This window comes from Methylobacterium sp. Leaf125, assembly GCF_001423085.1.
Classification (GTDB): Bacteria; Pseudomonadota; Alphaproteobacteria; order Rhizobiales; family Beijerinckiaceae; genus Methylobacterium.
Window position 1 is genome coordinate 879,353 of sequence record NZ_LMNU01000001.1, and the last position, 16,670, is coordinate 896,022.

Annotated in this window: 13 protein-coding genes; 9 read left to right on the forward strand and 4 right to left on the reverse strand. The window is 70.3% G+C overall.

The features are described from left to right. Positions 1-21: 21 nt before the first annotated feature. Positions 22-1,398 carry an MFS transporter gene (locus tag ASF58_RS04000; protein WP_055947504.1) on the forward strand — a complete coding sequence of 459 codons (1,377 nt, stop codon included), beginning with the start codon at positions 22-24 and terminating at the stop codon, positions 1,396-1,398. On the opposite strand, the gene ASF58_RS04005 is transcribed toward ASF58_RS04000, so the two are convergent. Together ASF58_RS04005 and cbiB are read right to left on the reverse strand one after the other, a co-directional pair. Continuing rightward, positions 1,353-2,489 carry a DUF3616 domain-containing protein gene (locus ASF58_RS04005; RefSeq protein ID WP_082512806.1) on the reverse strand — a complete coding sequence of 379 codons (1,137 nt, stop codon included), beginning with the start codon at positions 2,487-2,489 and terminating at the stop codon, positions 1,353-1,355. The two genes, ASF58_RS04000 and ASF58_RS04005, sit on opposite strands and share 46 nt — an antisense overlap. Further along, positions 2,486-3,487: an adenosylcobinamide-phosphate synthase CbiB gene (cbiB, locus tag ASF58_RS04010; RefSeq protein WP_055948792.1), complete on the reverse strand. Its 1,002-nt coding sequence runs from the start codon at positions 3,485-3,487 to the stop codon at positions 2,486-2,488. The genes ASF58_RS04005 and cbiB overlap by 4 nt, the downstream gene beginning before the upstream one ends. Before the next feature lie 12 nt (positions 3,488-3,499). Here cbiB and cobD point away from each other — a divergent pair, with 12 nt between their 5' ends. Beyond that, the gene (cobD, locus tag ASF58_RS04015) at positions 3,500-4,504 is read left to right on the forward strand and encodes a threonine-phosphate decarboxylase CobD (RefSeq protein ID WP_055947508.1); all 1,005 of its coding nucleotides are present in this window, start codon (positions 3,500-3,502) and stop codon (positions 4,502-4,504) included. A gap of 7 nt (positions 4,505-4,511) precedes the next feature. On the opposite strand, the gene ASF58_RS04020 is transcribed toward cobD, so the two are convergent. After that, entirely contained in the window at positions 4,512-5,702 is a 1,191-nt protein-coding gene (locus ASF58_RS04020; protein WP_055947511.1) for an MFS transporter, read from the reverse strand. A gap of 565 nt (positions 5,703-6,267) precedes the next feature. On the opposite strand from ASF58_RS04020, the gene ASF58_RS04025 reads away from it, so the two are divergent. From ASF58_RS04025 to ASF58_RS04035, 3 genes are all read left to right on the forward strand, one after another. Further along, positions 6,268-6,468 (forward strand): hypothetical protein, encoded by a 201-nt coding sequence (locus ASF58_RS04025; RefSeq protein WP_055947514.1) that lies wholly within the window; start codon positions 6,268-6,270, stop codon positions 6,466-6,468. A 151-nt stretch (positions 6,469-6,619) separates the two neighbouring features. Continuing rightward, entirely contained in the window at positions 6,620-8,026 is a 1,407-nt protein-coding gene (locus ASF58_RS04030) for a malonyl-CoA decarboxylase (protein WP_055947515.1), read from the forward strand. Positions 8,027-8,162: 136 nt separating this feature from the next. Further along, positions 8,163-9,692: a malonyl-CoA synthase gene (locus ASF58_RS04035; protein ID WP_244477176.1), complete on the forward strand. Its 1,530-nt coding sequence runs from the start codon at positions 8,163-8,165 to the stop codon at positions 9,690-9,692. Positions 9,693-9,794: 102 nt separating this feature from the next. On the opposite strand, the gene ASF58_RS04040 is transcribed toward ASF58_RS04035, so the two are convergent. Next, positions 9,795-11,492: a methyl-accepting chemotaxis protein gene (locus ASF58_RS04040; protein WP_055947521.1), complete on the reverse strand. Its 1,698-nt coding sequence runs from the start codon at positions 11,490-11,492 to the stop codon at positions 9,795-9,797. Between the two features lie 466 nt (positions 11,493-11,958). On the opposite strand from ASF58_RS04040, the gene ASF58_RS04045 reads away from it, so the two are divergent. From ASF58_RS04045 to ASF58_RS04060, 4 genes are all read left to right on the forward strand, one after another. Then, the gene (locus ASF58_RS04045) at positions 11,959-13,113 is read left to right on the forward strand and encodes a YihY/virulence factor BrkB family protein (RefSeq protein WP_055947524.1); all 1,155 of its coding nucleotides are present in this window, start codon (positions 11,959-11,961) and stop codon (positions 13,111-13,113) included. A 74-nt stretch (positions 13,114-13,187) separates the two neighbouring features. Next, the gene (msrB, locus tag ASF58_RS04050; protein ID WP_082512808.1) at positions 13,188-13,646 is read left to right on the forward strand and encodes a peptide-methionine (R)-S-oxide reductase MsrB; all 459 of its coding nucleotides are present in this window, start codon (positions 13,188-13,190) and stop codon (positions 13,644-13,646) included. 325 nt (positions 13,647-13,971) lie between these two features. Further along, positions 13,972-14,901, forward strand: coding sequence for a hypothetical protein (locus ASF58_RS04055; protein ID WP_055947528.1), 930 nt, complete (start codon positions 13,972-13,974; stop codon positions 14,899-14,901). Positions 14,902-15,255: 354 nt separating this feature from the next. Continuing rightward, positions 15,256-16,659 (forward strand): dicarboxylate/amino acid:cation symporter, encoded by a 1,404-nt coding sequence (locus ASF58_RS04060; RefSeq protein ID WP_055947530.1) that lies wholly within the window; start codon positions 15,256-15,258, stop codon positions 16,657-16,659. The last annotated feature ends 11 nt before the right edge of the window (positions 16,660-16,670 follow it).

Sequence of the window (16,670 nt, forward strand, 5' to 3'; positions counted from 1 at the left end):
GGCGCGGCGAGGAAGCTCCCGATGACCCCGTCCCCGCCCCAAGTCGACGCCCGGGTCGCCGAGGCGACGATCCGCACCGTGACGCTGCGGCTGATGCCGCTCCTCGGGCTGATGTACCTGATCGCCTATATCGACCGGCAGAACATCTCCTACGCCAAGCTGCAGATGGTGGGCGATCTCGGCCTCAGCGAGAGCGTCTACGGGCTCGGGGCATCGCTGTTCTTCCTCGGCTACTTCCTGTTCGAGGTGCCCAGCAACGTCATCCTGGAGCGGGTCGGCGCCCGGCGCTGGTTCGCCCGGATCATGCTCACCTGGGGGCTGATCACTCTCCTGCTCGGCTTCACCCAGAACACGACGATGTTCTACGTTCTCCGCTTCCTCCTGGGCGTCGCGGAGGCGGGCTTCTTCCCCGGCGTCCTGTTCGCCCTGACCCTGTGGTTTCCGCAATCGCACCGGGCGCGGATGATCGGCTGGTTCATGATCGCGAGCGCGCTGGCCAACGCCGTCGGCGCGGCCATCGGCGGCGCGCTCCTCGACCTCGACGGCACCCTCGGCCTCAAGGGCTGGCAATGGGTGTTCGTGGCCACCGGAATCCCCGCCCTGGCCCTGGCGGTCATCGTCCTGCGCATCCTGCCCGACGGGCCAGAACAGGCGCCCTGGCTCAGCCGGGACGGACGCGACTGGCTGAGCCGCACCCTCGCGGCCGAGCGCGAATCCGGCGGGAAGGTCGAGCACGGCAATCCGTTCGCGGCCCTCCTCGACCGTCGGGTCTGGATGCTCGCCTCCGTCTACATCGCCTTCCCGCTGGCCGCCTACGGCCTGAGCTACTGGCTTCCGACGGTGGTACGCACCTTCGACGTCTCGAACACCGTCAACGGCTTCATCAACATCATCCCGTGGCTGATCACGGCGTTGGCGCTGTGGTGGGTGCCGCGGCGGGCGGCGCGCACGGGCGACCAGGTCTGGCACGTGGTGGTGCCGGGCCTCGTGGCGGCCCTGGCCCTGGTGCTCAGCGTCCTGCTGCCCGGATCGGTGGTGAAGTTCGCCTGCCTCTGCGTGGCCGCGGCCGGCGTGTTCTCGGCGCAGCCCGTGTTCTGGTCCCTGCCGGCGACCTTCCTCAAGGGCGCGAGCGCCGCCGCCGGCATCGCCGCCATCAATTCGGTGGGCAACCTCGGCGGCCTCATCGCGCAGAACGCCGTGCCGTTCATCCGCGACCAGACCGGCAGCAACCTCGCGCCGATGTACTTCCTGGCGGCCTGCCTCGGGCTCGGTGCGAGCCTGATGTTCGTCGTCCTCTCGGCGCTCCGCCGTGACGCCGCCCGCCGGGTCGCGGCGGATGCCGGCCCCGGGCCTCAGGGTGGCGTCGGCGCGTCGATCTCGGGGATCGGCACCGCGTAGGCGTGTGGCGCCCCGTTCCGGAGGCTGTCGAACAGGACGAGCACCTGGCCCGGCCCGAGCGGGACCACGGCCTCGGCCTTGCCGTCGATGACCTTGCCCTTCTCGCTCTCGCCCCGGACCGGCGCGAGGGTGGCGACGGCGGTGAGGGTGCCGGAGGGTAACGCGGCGAGGGACAGTCGAGAGGGCACGGGCAGGCCGTTGCGGGACGAGCCGGTGAGCACCAGCATCCGTCCGTCGGGCAGGATCGTGAGGTCGCGGATGCCGGCATCGGGTCCGGCCTCCAGGGCGATCGTGGTGACCTCGGCCGACAGGGCGGCGTTTCCGTCCGCGAACAGTGCCTCGACCGGGACGGAGACGAGGAAGGCCTTGCCGTCGAGGCTCGGTGCCCGCAGGCCCGCGTAGAGCCGGTCGCCCACGACGGCGAGCCCCTCGACGTTCAGGCCGTTCGGCTGGGGCGTGCCCTCCGGCGGCAAGGCGTTCCAGTCGAATTCCAGGTCGCGCAGCACGTAGTCGCGGACGGGCGCAGCGGCCATCAGGGCGTCGAACAGCCGGTATGTGCTCACCGTCTCCGTGGCGGCGGTGCCGTCGGCGTTCGGCCGCAGGCGCGTCAGGATCATCGACGACAGCTTGTACTTGCGCTTGCCCCGGGTGCAGCCATGCGAGCCGGTGACGTAGAAGTAGGGCGCGGCATAGGCCACGGCCTCGCCGTCGAGCTGATCGAACTTTCCGTTGCCGCCGCTGCACTGGGACTGCGCGGGGCGCATCCCGCGGATGTCCCGCGCGGGCGCCGTGCCGAGGTCGTAGGCAACGGCGCCGGGCGTCAGCGTGGTCCCGCCGAGGCGGGCGAACTGCGCGCCGCGGTTCTCATCGTTGACCACGACGCAGAGGCGGCTGCCGTCCGCGTCCGCCGGGCGGCAGGCCATGCCGCTGAGGTCGTAGGCCCTGTCGTCCTTCGTCTCGCCGTCGAAGTCGCCGATCACGGTGTAGGGCGTCGGCACGGCCTCGCCGGTGCGGCCGGGCGTCGGAGCGACGAGGGCGGCCAGCGCCAAAGCTCCGCATCGCCCGAGGCGCGTCGTCTTCGACCGGATCATGCGAGGGCAACCTTGAGGAGGACGAGGGCGAGGAGGGCGAGCCCGAACAGGAATCCGCACGCCGTGCGGTAGAGTGCAAGCGCCCGCTCCACGTCGGCCGGGGTCGCCGCGGCGCGCCCGTCGCCCATCCAGCCATCCTCGACGCGGGTGGCGCCGTAGGTGCGGGGGCCTGCGAGGCGAAGGCCGAGGGCGCCGGCCATGGCGGCTTCCGGCCAGCCGGCATTGGGCGAGCGGTGGCGGCCCGCATCCCGCCGCACCGCCCGCCAGGCATGGCCGGGCGACGCGCCGGCATGGACGGCCGCGGCCGCGATGAGAAGCAGGGCGGTCAGCCGCGAAGCCGGAAGGTTCACGAGATCGTCGAGGCGGGCGGCGGCCCAGCCATAGGCCGCGTGGCGCGGGGTGCGGTGGCCGATCATGCTGTCGGCCGTGTTGATCGCCTTGTAGAGCGCGCCGCCGGGCAGGCCGCCGACCCCGATCCAGAAGGCCGGCGCCACGATGCCGTCGGAGAAGTTCTCGGAGAGGCTCTCGATGGCGGCCCGGCAGATGCCGGCCTCGTCCAGGGTCTCGGGATCGCGCCCGACGATCATCGACACGGCGAGACGCCCGCCCGCGAGGCCGTCGCGCCGCAGATCGGCCGCCACGCGGGCGACGTGGCTGTGGAGGCTGCGCTGGGCCGGCAGGCTCGCCGCCAGCAGGGCGAGGACGATGAGCGCGGGCAGGAGGCCGGCGGCCCCGGCCAGCGCGGTGAGGACCAGGGCGAGGCCGCCGACGACTCCCAAGAGCACGAGGAGCCCGGCCACGCCCGCGAGCCGGCGACGGATGGGCGCCCCCCGGTTCCAATGGCGGTCGAGGGCCGCGATCAGCGCGCCGATCCAGGTGACAGGATGGCCGAGCGCCCTGTAGAGCCGGTCCGGATAGCCGACCGCCGCCTCGACGGCGAGGGCGAGCACCAGGACGATGAGCGTATCGGGCGGATGGGTGAAGGCGGTCCAGGACATGCGGTCTCGGTGATGGCGCGCGGCCCGGGGACCGGGGAGGGAATCGCCCATGGCGGCGACCTCGATGCCGCCCGGCGCCTCTTCCCGCAAGCGCCCGAGCCCTGGCTCGATCTCTCCACGGGGATCAATCCGGTGCCCTATCCGTGTCCGGCCCTCGACGCCAGCGCCTTCCAGCGCCTGCCCTCGGCCGCCGACCTCGCTGCCCTGCGCGCGGCCGCCGCCGAGGCTTACGGAGTGGCCGATCTCGAGCGCATCGTCGCCGCGCCCGGAACCCAGATCCTGATCGAGACCCTGCCGCGCCTGCAGCCCCGTGGCCGGGTCGCCGTGCTGGGACCGACCTATGCCGAGCACGCCGCCGCCTGGACCCGGGCCGGCCACGCCGTCGCGACCGTGCCGGGACTCGCGGCGGCCCGGGACGCGGACGTGGTCGTCGTCGTGAACCCCAACAACCCGGACGGACGGACCTGGGAGGCCGCAACGCTGCGGGCGCTCGCCAGCGACCTCGCGGGCCGTGGCGGCCTGCTCGTCGTCGATGAGGCCTTCGCCGACCTGGAGCCGCTCGAGACCCTGGGGGCCTCCCTCGGCCCGGGCCTCGTGGTCCTGCGCTCCTTCGGAAAGACCTACGGTCTCGCCGGCATCCGGCTCGGCTTCGCCCTCGGCGAACCGGGTCGCGCCGCCGCCCTCGCGGAGGCGCTCGGGCCCTGGGCGGTCTCCGGCCCCGCCCTCGCCATCGGGCGCACCGCCCTGTCCGATGCGTCCTGGCGGCGGGAGGCCGTCATCGCCCGGGCCGCGGATGCCGCGCGCCTCGACCGGATGATCCGGCGGGCCGGCGGAACGCCCATCGGCGGCACCTGCCTGTTCCGCACCGCCGACTTTCCCGACGCGCCCGGCCTCTACGACCGCCTCGGTGCGGCCGGGATCTATGTCCGGCGCTTCGCCGAGGCCCCCGCGCGCCTGCGCTTCGGCCTGCCGCCGGACAAGGCGGCCTGGTGCCGGCTGTCCCGGATCCTCCGGTAAGGGGGAATCAGGCGCGTCTCGGCTCCAGCAGGTTCACGAGGAAGCCCGCGCCCGCCAGGAGGATGCCGACGGCGCAGACGCCGGACCACCCGGCCATGAGGAAGGCCTGGGAGCCGGCGAAGGCCCCGAGCGCCCCGAACACGAACATCACCGTGAACAGCACGGTGTTGATCCGCCCGCGCGCGGTGGGAACGAGGGCGTAGACCCGTGTCTGGGTGGCGATGAGGGCGGCGTTCAGCCCGATGTCGATCAGGAGGACGCCGAGGCCCACCGCGATCAGGGACCCGGCGCCGCCCGCCCACAGCACCGCGAAGGCCGCGACCACGAAGAGGGCGCCGGCCACCACCATCGGGCGCGGGCCGCGCCGGTCGGTGAAGCGGCCCGAGAGCGGGGCCACGAAGGCGCCCGCGACGCCGATGACGCCGAACATCCCGGCGCCGGCCGCGGTCAGGTTGAAGGGCGGCGCCTCCACCAGCAGGGCCAGGGTCGCCCAGAAGGCGTTGAAGCTGGCGAACAGCAGTCCCTGCGACAGGCTCGACCGGCGCAGCACCGGCTGGCTGCGCACCAGGTGGAGGATCGACAGCATCAGGGCGCGGTAGCGCAGGGGGCGGGTCTGGGGAATCTTCGGCAGCGTGGCGGCGGCGATGCCGGCCATCCCCAGCGCCACGACCGCGGCGGCGAAGAACACCGCCCGCCAGCCGTACTGGGCGCCGACGAGGCCGCTGGCCGTACGCGCCAGCAGGATGCCGGTGAGGAGGCCGGTCATGACCTGGCCCACCACGCTGCCGCGGGTGGCGTCCGGCGCCAGCTCGGCGGCGAAGGGGACCGCCTGCTGCGCCGCCGAGGCGAGGATGCCGATGACGAGGCTGGACAGCGCGAGGCAGGCGAGGTTCGGGCTCAGCGCCGCGGCCAGGAGCGCCACGGCGAGGCCGAGGGTCTGGCCGATGATCAGGCTGCGGCGGGACAGGCTGTCCCCCAGCGGGACCAGGCCGAGGATGCCGAGACCGTAGCCGACGAGGGAGGCGGTCGGGACCCAGAGGGCGGCACGCTCGCCGAACTCCCCGACGAGGAGCCCGAGCAGGGGCTGGTTGTAGTAGATGTTGGCGACGGCCCCGCCCGCGATCAGGGTCAGTCCGATCCGGGCCCGCAGCGTGAACCCGTGGCGTCCGGCCGTCTCGCTCTGTGCTCCGCCGCTCATGCCGGGCGGCCCCCGGCGACTCCGCGCGCGTGCAGACAGGGCGACGAACAGGCTTCGATGGTCATGCGTGGAATCTCGGGGAGCGGCGGAGCCGGAGCCGCGATGGGACCAGGGCCCCGGGCGGGGCAGCCGCTGTCCGGTTAGGCCCGCGCATCGACTTCGGCAACCCGGAACGGTCCGGCGAGGGGGACCGGTCGTGCGCCGCCGTCCTGCTCCTCCGGCCGATTGGGGCCCGACTCGTCCGCACACGAGGGTTTCCCCCGCACACGAGGGCTTTGCCCTGGTGCCGCCCGCTCGGCAAGCTGTGTCGGCCAAGCTGTGTCGGCCAAGCCGTCGCGGCCAAGCTGTCTGGCCACGTCGTCGCGGGGCGTTCTCGCAGGATTTCAGTCTTCCCATATACCGGTTGTTATGGGCGACCTGTGTTGCGGGGAGCCGCCGTGCAGCCTGCACTTGGAATTCCTCGCAACTTGCGCTCTGATTGAAATCGGAAACGGTGAGTCGCGGCGTTCGCTGAGGCCAAGTCGGCGTTCCGGCGAGGCAGCACTCATCGTCCGGGGAGTTTCGAATGGCGACGTACCGCGTCAACTTTGCCAAGCAGATCCTGGGAGTGCCGTTCACGGTCGGCTCGGTAGACATTGCCCGCGCCCGTGACCCGATGCGCGCCCTGCGGGCCGCCGAGCTGCGCTTCGCGCGCCAGCACGGAGTGGTGGACTGGCGCGAGCGGGCGGATCAGGCGGAGATCGCCCCCGCTTCCGGCGAAGATTAAGGCCGGATCCGCGCCCTGCGCGTCTTTACGGCCACGGTCTCTGGTCCTGCGCGCGGAGCCGCCTTAAGGTAGCGGCCAAGCCGGGACCCCACGACGCGCGGGGCCACCGGTGCGCCCAGGTCGGGCGCCAGTAAGGGGCAGGCGGCGTGCCATGGCGGCGATCTCTTTCTTCGGCGATCTGCTTCAGACGATCAGCGACCGGGGCCGGGATCTCATCGGCATCGGGCGCGGCGACCTCGCGGCCCGCGCCAACGCGCAGGAACTGGTCAAGCTCTGCGAGGACCTGATCTCCCGCCGGGGCGAGGCCTCCGGCGTCGCCCTGGCCCGGCTGATCCTCGAGCGCTACACCACCCTGGCGCGGCCCGAGCGCGCCAGTTTCCTGCGCCTGGTCGCCACCGAGTTCACCGCCGACCATGCTGCCGTGGACGAGGCGATCGCGGCCTACCGGGCCGATCCGACCCGTGCGGCCCTGGGCGCCCTCCACGACGCGGCCGAGCCGCGGAGCCAGGAACTCATCCGCCGCCTGAACCTCGCCAAGGACGGGACCCGCGCCCTGGTCCGGATGCGCGAGGACCTGTTCGGGCTGCGCCGCGAACTCCGTCAGGAGGAAGCCGACCCCGATCTCATCGATGCCGCCGACAGCCTCGACAGCGATTTCGAGCACCTGTTCGCCTCGTGGTTCAACCGCGGCTTCCTGGTCCTGCGCCACATCGACTGGACGACCCCGGCCCACATCCTCGAGAAGATCATCCGCTACGAGGCGGTGCACGAGATCACCGGCTGGGACGACCTGCGCCGGCGGATCGAGCCGACGGATCGGCGCTGCTTCGCGTTCTTCCATCCCGCCCTGGTCGACGAGCCGCTGATCTTCGTCGAGGTCGCGCTCACCGCCAGCATCGCCCCCGCCATCGCGCCGATCCTGGCCCATGAGCGCGAGCCCCTGCCGCTGAAGGCCGCCACCACGGCGATCTTCTACTCGATCTCGAACTGCCAGAAGGGCCTCGCCGGCGTCACCTTCGGCAACTTCCTGATCAAGCAGGTGGTCGAGGATCTCGCCCGGGAGATCCCGAGCCTGAAGACCTTCGTCACCCTCTCGCCGGTCCCGGGCTTCTCGGCCTGGCTCGACCGCGAGCGCCGCTCCGATGCCCCGCAGGGGCTGACCCGCGAGGACGTCGAGGCCCTGCGCATCATCGACGAGCCGGATTGGCAGGCCGACAAGGCCAAGTGCGAGGCCGTGCGCAAGGCGATGATTCCGGCGGCGGCCGCCTACTTCCTGCGCGCCAAGAACGAACGGGGACGGCCCCTCGATCCCGTCGCCCGGTTCCATCTCGGCAACGGTGCCCGGCTCGAGCGCCTCAACTTCCTCGGCGACGTCTCGGCCAAGGGCCTCGCCCAATCCCGCGGGTTGATGGTCAACTACCTCTACGACCTCTCGGCCATCGAGAAGAACCACGAGACCTACGCCAATCTCGGCACCGTCGCCGCCTCCAGTGCGGTGAGCCGCGAACTCCGGACCAACCTGCCGCCGATGCGGGCCGTGGCCCTGGCCGAGGCCTGAGCCGTCCGACCACGCCGCTCTTGAGCGACGTCGCATTTCCCGCCACCGCGATGGAACGAACCGACGATCGTAGGAAATCGACGATCGACAGCGTATCCGTCCCTGCCATGTTCGCCCCGTCATGTCCGAAACGCCGATGACCAATCACCTCTTCGACCTCGTTCGCCACAGCCTGCCGGCCGATCCCGCCGCCAAGCTGTTCCTGGAGACCGGCGAGGGTGCCCGCTACTCCTACGCGGACCTCATCGTGCGCTCGGGCGCCTACGCGGCGGCCCTGGCGGCCGCGGGGGTGAAGCCCGGGGACCGGGTGGCGGTTCAGGCCGAGAAGAGCCCGGAATTCCTGTTCCTGTATCTCGGTGCGGTTCGCGCCGGGGCGGTGTTCCTGCCCCTGAATACCGCCTACACCCCCACCGAGATCGCCTACTTCCTGGGCGATGCCGAGCCGGCGCTGTTCGTCTGCGATCCGGCCAAGCACGAGGCCCTCGCGCCCGTGGCGCGGGAGGCCGGCGTGCCGGTGGTGCACACCCTCGACGCGCGGGGCCACGGCACCCTGGCCGAGGCCGCCGACGCCGAGACCGAGGCGTTCACCGACGTGGCGCGCGGCCCGGACGACCTCGCGGCCATCCTCTACACCTCGGGCACCACCGGGCGCTCGAAGGGCGCGATGCTGAGCCACGAGAACCTCGCCTCGAACGCCCGCACCCTCGTGCAGGCCTGGCGCTTCACGGCGGAGGACGTGCTGCTGCACGCGCTGCCGGTGTTCCACACCCACGGCCTGTTCGTGGCCACCAACACGGTGCTGGCCAGCGGCGGCACGCTGCTGTTCCTCGGCCGGTTCGATCCCGCCCAGGTCCTGGCGCTGCTCCCGCGCGCCAGCGCCATGATGGGCGTCCCGACCTTCTACACCCGCCTGCTGAAGGAGGCCGGCCTGACGCCGGCGGCCACGGCCGGGATCCGCCTGTTCGTGTCGGGCTCGGCGCCGCTGCTGGCCGAGACGCACCGCGACTGGCAGGCCCGCACGGGCCACGCCATCCTCGAACGCTACGGCATGACCGAGACCAACATGAACACCTCGAACCCCTATGCGGGTGCGCGGGTGGCGGGCACCGTCGGCCCGGCCCTGCCGGGCGTGGCCGTGCGGGTGGTCGACCCGGAGACCGGGGCGGCCTTGGCGGCCGATGCCGTCGGCATGATCGAGGTGAAGGGCCCGAACGTCTTCCAGGGCTACTGGCGGATGCCGGAAAAGACGGCGGCCGAGTTCAAGGCCGACGGCTTCTTCATCACCGGCGACCTCGGCAAGATCGACCCGGACGGCTACGTCCACATCGTCGGGCGCGGCAAGGACCTGATCATCACGGGGGGCTACAACGTCTACCCAAAGGAGATCGAGAACGAGATCGATGCCCTGCCGGGCGTGGTCGAATCCGCGGTGATCGGCCTGCCTCATGCCGATTTCGGCGAGGGTGTCACGGCGGTGGTGGTGGGCCGGGCCGACGTGCCGGACGAGGCCGCGATCCTACGGACCCTCGAAGGGCGGCTCGCCCGCTACAAGTGCCCCAAGCGCGTCCTCTTCGTCGAGGAGTTGCCGCGCAACACCATGGGCAAGGTCCAGAAGAACCTGCTGCGGGAAACCCATGCGGGCCTCTACGGGGCCGGGCGCCCCTGAACGCCGGGGCAAGAGGGCAGACCCGCCGGACATCGTGTCCGATGGTCCCGCGGCGCCCGGATGGGGCCGCACGGTCCGGACGGGCCGCGCGGCGTCCGGAGGCTAAGCGGCGCGAACGGTGCCGAGGAAGCGCTGCACCTCGGCACTGAGATGCTCCGACTGGCGGGACAGTTCGCCCGCGGCGCCCAGCACCTGGCTTGCGGCGGCACCGGTCTCCTCGGCCGCTTGGGCGACGCCCGAGATGGTGCTCGTGACGTCCGCGGTCCCTACCGAGGCCTGGGCCACGTTGCGGACGATTTCCTGCGTCGCGGCGCTCTGCTGCTCCACCGCTGCCGCGATCGCCGTCGCCACCGCGTTGATGTCGCGGATACGCGTCGTGATCGAGCCGATCGCCGAGACGGCCTGGCCCGTGGCTCCCTGGATATGGCCGATCTGGCTTCCGATCTCCTCGGTGGCCCGGGCGGTCTGGTTGGCGAGTTCCTTCACTTCCGCCGCCACCACGGCGAAGCCGCGTCCCGCCTCGCCGGCGCGGGCCGCCTCGATGGTGGCGTTGAGGGCGAGCAGATTGGTCTGGCCCGCGATGGTCGAGATCAGGCTCACCACGTCGCCGATCCGCGATACGGCGCCGCTGAGTTCCTGGACCAGGACCGAGGTGGTGTCCGCCTCGGTCACGGCGGACTGCGCCATCTGGGAGGAGTTCGAGACCTGCCGGCCGATCTCCTGCACCGAGTTGCCGAGTTCCTCGGCCGCTGCCGCCACGGTGCCCACGTTGACGGAGGCCTCCTCGGCCGCCGCCGCCACGGTGATGGATTGCGAGGCGGTCTCGCTGGCGGTGGTGGTCAGGGTCCCCGCCGTCGCCTGCAGTTCGGTGGAGGACGCGGAGACCATGCCGATGATGCCGCCCACGGCACCCTCGAAGCTGTCCGCAAGTTCGATCATCGTTGCGCGGCGTGCGGCGACCGCGGCCTGATCGGCGATGCGGCGGATCTCGGCTTCCTCCGCGCCCTTCCGGGCGACCATCGCCTTGATGCCCTCCACTGCCTTGCCCACGGCGCCGATCTCATCGCCGCGACGCGCCTCCGGAATATCGGCATCGATCTCACCCTGGGCCATGCGCGTCAGGATCGAGACCAGGCGGCTCAGAGGCCGGGTGATTCCGAACACCACGATGGCGCCGCACAGGAGGGCGGCGAGAACCAGACCGATGGCGGTGGCGATGACCAGCCGTTCGACCGCGGTGGCGATGCCCGCATCGAGCGCCTGCTTTCCGGAGTTCATCTCCTCGGTGACACGCTGCAGGCGCTGATCCATGAACGTGTTCAGATGGGACCGGGCAGGTTGCGCTTCGCGCTGGACGGTCTGCATCGCGATCCTATTCTCGTTCCGGAGCCCATACTCCATGGCTCGGGCCGCGGCCGCGAAATAGGCCTCCGCCAAGCTTCGCAGCGTCTCACCGATCTTGCGACGTTCCGGCGTTTCGGTCGCCGCAATCAGACGATCGATGATTTCAAGCGCCGCTGATTGCGACGACACATACTCTGCCTTGTATCGCGCCATCGGGGCCTCCTCGGTTTCCTGGATGATGTTCCGGACCGACACGGCCGCTTCCGCGATGTTCAGCTGAATCTTGAGGTACGATTCCCGCCGCATGCCGAGGATTTCGATCACCTGCTTCGACTGCTCCGCCATGTGGTTCATCGACGTGCGGGCGTAGAGGACGAGCCCGATGGCGAGGGTGCCCAGGGCGAACAGGGGGAGGGCGATCTTCGCCAGGACGCTGACCCGATTGACGAAATGCACGTGCTTGGCTCCTCAATTTGAAAAGCTTTCGCTCGTGAAAGCTTTCGTGATGCGGTAGACTGATATGTTTTGTTTAAAACACCCTTTATGTCTTTCGAAATTTACGTCTATAGTATATATTCTCGCCTATATGAAGTCGTCGTCGTGAGACTGTCGTCTTTCGAGCTTTGCTTCGATTGATCGTGCGGTGCCTGAGGCGTGGTTGCATCCGGTCGAGGTGCCTGGAAGGTTCAAGGCGATGCGCTGACGCCGTCGGAGACGGGAACAGCTCGCCCCCGGGCATGTCCGCCGGCATTTCGTCTATGCCGAGATCAGCCAAGGAGACGAAAAGCTTGCGACATCGGGCGCGATGCGGAAGCCCGGGGACGAGCGGTTGAAGCCGGAACGGTCAAGCCTGCGTCACGTTGATCTGGGGCGCCGAGACGACGAGGCGCCGAAGCGCCGTCCATCCCGTTCCGGTCCTGACATGCCATCTCCCCTCCGCCGCAGTCCCGCACCCGATGGCGAGGCGGCGAATCCCGTTCTGTGGACGCTGCTGCTCGGGACCGCGCTGATCACGCTCGCTGCCGCATCCGGGCGTGCGACCCGGCCACGTCCCGCAGTCGCGCCCGCCCCTCCCTCGACGGAGCAGGGCGCCCGCTCGCACGAGGGGGCGGCGGCGGCATACGTCGCGGCGACGCAGGTCGCGCGCGGGCGTGCCGCGGGCTCGCCCACCGAGATCACCGCCGCGGGCTGGAAGGATATCCTCTACCGGGTCTATCTCGAGTTCAACCAGGACCGGGTCCTGTCGGTGGCGGCGGGCGTGACCTTCTACTCGCTGCTCTCGCTGTTCCCGGCCATCGCCGCGCTCGTCTCCTGCTACGGCCTCGTGGCGGATGTCGGCTCGATCAACGAGCACCTCGCGAGCATGCGGGGTGTGCTGCCCTCCGGGGCCATCGAGATCATCGGCGACCAGGTCAAGCGCATCGCCGCCAAGGGCAACGGCACCCTCGGCCTGACCTTCTTCACCAGCCTTCTGCTCTCCCTCTGGAGCGCCAATGCCGCCATGAAGGCGATGTTCGACGCCCTGAACGTGGTCTACGAGGAGGAGGAGAAGCGCTCCTTCGTGATGCTGAACCTGCGCTCGCTCACCTTCACCATCGGGGCGCTGGTCTTCACCATCCTGGCCCTCACGGGCATCGTCGTTCTGCCGGTGGTGTTCAAGTTCGTCGGCCTGAGCGACACCGCCTGGCTCGTCGCCCTGCTGCGCTGGCCGGCGCTCCTGGTCGTCCTCCTTGGCGGCCTGTCCCTGCTCTACCGCTACGGTCCGAGCCGCCAGCGGCCGCGCTGGCGCTGGGTCGGCGTCGGCGGTGCGATCGCGGGCCTGCTGTGGCTCTTCGCCTCGATCCTGTTCTCCTGGTACGTCTCCAGCTTCGGCAACTACAACGAGACCTACGGTTCCCTCGGCGCCGCCATCGGTTTCATGACGTGGATCTGGATCTCCACGACGATCGTCCTCCTCGGCGGCGAGATCAACGCCGAGATGGAGCACCAGACCGCGCGCGACACCACCACCGGCCCCGAGCTGCCCATGGGGGCCCGCCGGGCGCGCATGGCCGACACCCTCGGCGCCGTCGCCTGAGGCCGGCCTCCCCACGGAGGCACCGAGCGCCTATCTAGGAGACATCTTCCCCACGTCTCAGGAGCACCGGCCCGATGTCCTCACCTCCCACATCTTCTTCGCCTCCCACATCTTCTTCGCTGACGTCTTCGGCTGCCGCGGACGCGGTCCAGACCCGCAGCGACGCCGAATGGCGCGAGATCCTCACCCCGGACCAGTATCGTGTGCTGCGCGAGCACGGCACCGAGCGGGCCGGGACCAGCTGCCTCAACGCTGAGAAGCGCCCGGGCGTGTTCCACTGCGCCGGATGCGATGCGCCGCTCTTCGTGACCGGCACCAAGTTCGAGAGCGGGACCGGCTGGCCGAGCTTCTTCGACCCCCTCGACGACGCCGTGGAGACGACGGTCGACCGCAGCCACTGGATGACCCGCACCGAGGTGCATTGTGCCCACTGCAAGGGCCATCTCGGCCACGTCTTCGATGACGGGCCGCCGCCCACCGGACTGCGCTACTGCATGAACGGCCTCTCCCTGCGCTTCGAGCCGGAGGCCTGAGAGGCGTCGGGCCCGGGGAGCCGGGCGGGTTTCGATGGGGACGGATCGGCGGATGACGGGGAGCGACGGCGGGGATGGTCTTGATTTCGCCGTCGTTTTGCTTAGTCCGGAACGAGAATTATTTACCGATCTGTCCCGGCTACGCGGGGCGTGAACACAGATCATATCCTATGTCATCGTTCCACGTGGAGGGCCGACGGGCTCGGCGCGGGGAGCCACCTGAAAGCCGGTCTGTCCACCTCGCGTCACGGGAGGTCGGCGGCCCTGACGTCAGCGTCCGCCCGGACCTCTACCGCCGGGTCGACCGACCTCGCGGAGAATGTCGATGAGCCTCGTACGCCGGTTTCTCGTGGCCCCCTCCCTGGTCCGCCTCATCCGCAAGGAACGCGGGGGCTCCCGGATCACCGAGGGCTACTTCGCCCCCCAGGCCGGCCGTGTCTCCTACGTCCGGGTCGACGGGCAGGCCTGCCACCTCGTCCTGGTGACCGCGGCCCCGGACGGGACCTCCAGCGAAGAGCGCACCGACGTGCCGCGGGCGCACGGCGATGCCCTGATGGATGTTTGCTCGGGCAAGGCCGCCTACGACCGCACCGCGCTCGCCCTCGGCGGCGGCCGCGAGGCGCTGATCGACCGCTACGTGGCGCCGGGCGAGTTCGACCTCGTCAGCGTGACCTTCGACGGCGGCGACGAGGCCCAGGGTTTCTCGGTGCCGGCCTGGTTCGGTCCCGAAGTCACCGGCGATCCGAGCTACGACCGGCACGCGGTGGCCCTGCAGGGTGTCCCGCATCCCGCTGAGATCGGCCTGTCCAATGGTGCCCTCGACGCGGTTCTCGATCTGATCGAGCCGCGCTTCGGCTTCGGTCGCTACGGCGCTCCGAAGACCAATGGCGGCGACGGCGACGGGATGATGAAGGCGTTGCGCCGGGTCGCGGGCGGCAGCGCAGCGGCGGCACCGGCCGCCGCCGAGGCCGCACCCGCGCCCGCTCCTCCGGCCGAGGAGCCTGCTCCGGTCGAGGCGCAGGCGGCCGCCGGCCCCGAGGTGGGGGAGGCGCACGCTCAGCCGGACGCCGCGAGCGAGCCTGCCGCCGAGAGCACACCCGCCATCGACTCCCGCATCGACGACGTGATCGAGAGCCTGTCGCAGGCGCTCGGCAACCCGCAGCCGCAGCCGAAGGGGGCCGCGCGCGGCGAGGACGACATCGCGGCCGAGTTCGAGCGCTGGACCGTTCGGCCCCGTCGTACGCAGCAGACCTGAGCGAACGCCGCCGGCCGGAGAAGTTCGCCCGGTGCTCCGGGTGATCCGGGCCGGCACGGAGGCCGGCGCGGCCTGACTGGATCGAGCGGCCGGTGACGCCGGGGACGGGGTCTGCCCACCGCCACGCGCTGGCAGCCACCTGTCCCGCGGATCCGCATCCCCGCCGAGCGCCGAAGCAGGCGACCATTCGGCGCCATTCTACGTGCTCGCTGCGGGGACCTTTTCCGGCGAAGGGCATGTAGGCGTTCGTGGTTTGTCATTGCAGCCCACCGCCTGCGATTGAGCGACGCGAATAAACTGGCTAGCGTCGGGATTAACAATCGGCGGGTTGCGCAGAGCGCAGCGGGAGGAATCATGGCCCAAGCGACGACGTATGGAACGGCACCGGCTGCGGTCCCACGTCCGGCCAAGGAGCCCTGGTACAAGGTGCTCTACATCCAGGTGCTGATCGCGATCGTGCTCGGCGTGCTTCTCGGCTGGCTGCAGCCCGAATGGGGCAAGTCGGTCAAATGGCTGGGTGACGCCTTCATCGCCCTGATCAAGATGATGATCGCGCCCATCATCTTCTGCACCATCGTGCACGGCATCGCCTCGATCGGAGACCTGAAGAAGGTCGGTCGCGTCGGGCTGAAGGCGCTCGTCTACTTCGAGGTGGTCTCCACCATCGCGCTGCTCATCGGCGTCCTCGTGGGCGAGGTGGTCAGGCCGGGCGCCGGCTTCAATGCCGATGTCACGAAGCTCGATGCCAAGGCGGTGGAGAAATACGCCAAGTTGGCCGCCGACGATTCGGTGACCGGCCACATCATGGCGTTGATCCCGAAGAGCTTCTTCGACGCCTTCGCCACCGGCGACCTGCTGCAGGTGTTGCTGATCTCGATCCTCACCGGCGTCGTCGTGACCGGCATGGGCCAGCGCGGCGAGGCCATCACCCATGCCATCGACACGGCCGGGCAGATCTTCTTCCGCATCATCGGCCTCGTGGTGAAGCTCGCCCCCATCGGCGCCTTCGGTGCCATGGCCTTCACCATCGGCCAGTACGGCATCGGCAAGGTGATCGACCTCGCCTGGCTCGTCGGCACCTTCTACGTCACCGCGTTCCTGTTCGTGATCCTGGTGCTTGGTGGCATCGCCCGGATCGCCGGATTCTCGATCTTCAAGTTCCTCGCCTACATCAAGGACGAACTCCTGATCGTCCTCGGTACGTCGTCCTCCGAGACCGTGCTGCCGCACATGATGACGAAGATGCGCCGCCTCGGGGCGTCGGATTCCGTGGTGGGCCTCGTGATCCCGACGGGCTACTCGTTCAACCTCGACGGCACCAACATCTACATGACCCTGGCCTCGCTGTTCCTGGCTCAGGCGGTGGGGGCGGACCTGTCCTTCGGCCAGTACGCCACCATCATCCTGGTGGCGATGCTGACCTCGAAGGGCGCCTCGGGCGTTACCGGCGCGGGCTTCATCACCCTGGCGGCCACGCTCAGCGCCATTCCCAACAACCCCGTGCCGGTGGCGGCCATGACCCTGATCCTCGGCGTCGACAAGTTCATGTCGGAGTGCCGGGCCATCACCAACCTCATCGGCAACGGCGTCGCGACTGTGGTGGTCAGCCGCTGGGAGGGCGAACTCGACACGGAGAAGCTGCGTCAGGTCATGGCGCACCCGGTCTCCATCGGCACCGACATCTCCGACCACGCCCCGGAGATGGAGCCGAGCGCCACCGTCGCTGCGGCGTCCCCGATCCCCGCCGCAGCGCGTTGACGAGACCCGGA